This is a genomic window from Noviherbaspirillum denitrificans, from assembly GCF_002211445.1.
GTDB classification, from domain to species: domain Bacteria; phylum Pseudomonadota; class Gammaproteobacteria; order Burkholderiales; family Burkholderiaceae_D; genus Noviherbaspirillum; species Noviherbaspirillum denitrificans.
The window spans coordinates 1,236,933-1,238,888 of the sequence record NZ_LSTO01000001.1 but is presented as its reverse complement, the minus strand read 5'-3'; the positions used below and the strand labels follow the sequence as shown (position 1 = coordinate 1,238,888).

Below are 1,956 nucleotides of genomic sequence, written 5' to 3'. Positions count from 1 at the left end.
TCGGTATCCAGCGTGCGGTTGAAGAACTTGCCCGATGCATCACGCTGCGGCCAGATCTTCAGCTTGCCATCCTCGACCGTGTAGTTCTTGGTCGCGTTGGAGGTCTCGTACCACATGGCGTCATTCCAGAGGCTGCTGTTGAGCGAGTCGAACTCGTCGGAGAAGCTCAGCTCGTATTGCGCGGCATCCTGGCCGAACGGCGTCTTGCTGCCGCTGGCTTGAACAGACTCGGGAATGGTGGTGGTGGGCGTCGTGCCGGTAGCGGTTTGGGCCGTGGCTTCAGCGTGGGTAGTGGTGGCATCGGTGGTCGTGCCGCCGCCCCCGCCGCCGCAGGCGACCAGGACAGTAGCGGAGGCGCAACACAGTGCGGAAATGGCGAAGCGGTGGAAAGCGAGTTTGAACAAATTGTTTCTCCTGTTTCGTATTTACGGTAGCCAAGCATTCTTCATGGCAAGCGCTCATAGGAGCTTGGCCATCAGAAATAGGTTCCGGAAATCACCGAAATTCAGGCGTTTTTTTGCCTTCCTTGGTGCAAGTGACAAGGGTTTCGTGAGTGCTTTTGCACATGCTTTGCCGTGCGGCAAAGACTGCTCCGGCCTGCGATGTTTCACAAACGGCAACCACAAAAATGCAACAAAATCTTGATTCGAAATGTTGACGCCGCCGGTCCGGCACTATATCTTTCTTCAAAGCAAAAAATAAAACACTCGTTCTATTTTCAAGGAGACAACGATGAAACATGCAATGAAGGCCGCCATGGCTGTCACCCTCATCGCCCTGTTCGGCAATGCTTCCGCCGACAACAAGTCCGAATGCGTCGGCATGGTGAAAAAGGCAGGTGAATTCCTCGCTGCCAACGGCAAGGACAAGACGCTCGCGGAAATCAACAATCCCAAGGGGCAGTTCTCGCACGGCGAGATCTATCTCTTCGCCAGCGATCACGTGCCGAATTGGGATTCGAACAAGGACCGCACCATCACCCTCGCCCACGGTGCCAATCCCAAGCTGGTCGGCAAGGACATGACCGACCTGAAGGACGCCGACGGTTTTGCCTTTGTCAAGCGCATGGCTGAAATTGCATCGAGCAAGTCGGGCGAAGGCTGGACGGACTACAAGTGGCCGAATCCGGTCACAAAGGCAATCGAACAAAAGACAACGTTCACCAAGCGCATCGAGCCGCTGGTGATCAGCTGCGGCGTGTACAAGTAATTCCCGGCTATGCAAAAAGGGCCGGCATCGCTGCCGGCCCTTTTCTTCTGTCACGACGAATCAATAGGTCACATCGGATACATGCGGATCCATGCGCTTCCGATGATGCCGCCGCCGGTCACCGGTGCTCCATCGACCGTGATCGGCTGACCCACGAGATCTTTCAGTGGTACGGCTGGGAATCCAGGCGTTTCCGCCGCTGCCGGGCGGACGATCTTGTCGACGTGGGAGAGTGTGACATTCATCGCAAAATGGCCCGCGATCGATTGCAGCGCGGCGAGGCGGCTTCCTGCCTGCGAGAAGCCGAGCTCAAGGTTCATGAAGAGGATGGTGCTGCTGGTATCGCCAAAACCATCGGGCATTTCCGTCAATGGCATCAGGCGCACCGTGCCGGCCGGCGCCGGAATGGTCTCGCGGATCTCGGTACCCGATGCGCTGCGGCCGAATACGTGGATCTGTGCGCCGTCCTTGAGACGCGCACTCGTCAGGAGGCCGCTCTCATCGGTTGTCATCTCCACATTGTCGATCACGAAGCGCATGATCTCCGCCGACTCGCCACCGCCCACGCCCGGCGACCCTGGCAGTTCGGTCAGGTCGAATGCGATGCGGCTGACCACGGTCTGCTTGCCGACCGGCTGACCCGGCGTAGAGGGCAGGATGTGGCTGCCGATGCGCAGGCCGAACGCGGCAATCGGCGCAGCGGGTGCAACGGCAAAAGGCTGGATGGCACATGTGCCGTCGACGGCG

At 58.5% G+C, this 1,956-nt stretch carries 2 protein-coding genes and 1 pseudogene; 1 reads left to right on the top strand and 2 read right to left on the bottom strand.

Annotated elements, in window-relative coordinates; genetic code table 11:
• Positions 1–404: pseudogene (locus tag AYR66_RS06180) on the bottom strand (hypothetical protein); the annotation flags it as partial.
• 328 nt (positions 405–732) lie between these two features.
• Here AYR66_RS06180 and AYR66_RS06175 point away from each other — a divergent pair.
• Positions 733–1,209 carry a cache domain-containing protein gene (locus tag AYR66_RS06175; RefSeq protein WP_234814816.1) on the top strand — a complete coding sequence of 159 codons (477 nt, stop codon included), beginning with the start codon at positions 733–735 and terminating at the stop codon, positions 1,207–1,209.
• Between the two features lie 68 nt (positions 1,210–1,277).
• On the opposite strand, the gene AYR66_RS06170 is transcribed toward AYR66_RS06175, so the two are convergent.
• A partial coding sequence (locus tag AYR66_RS06170) for a hypothetical protein (RefSeq protein WP_206047076.1) occupies positions 1,278–1,956 on the bottom strand: 679 nt, incomplete at its 5' end.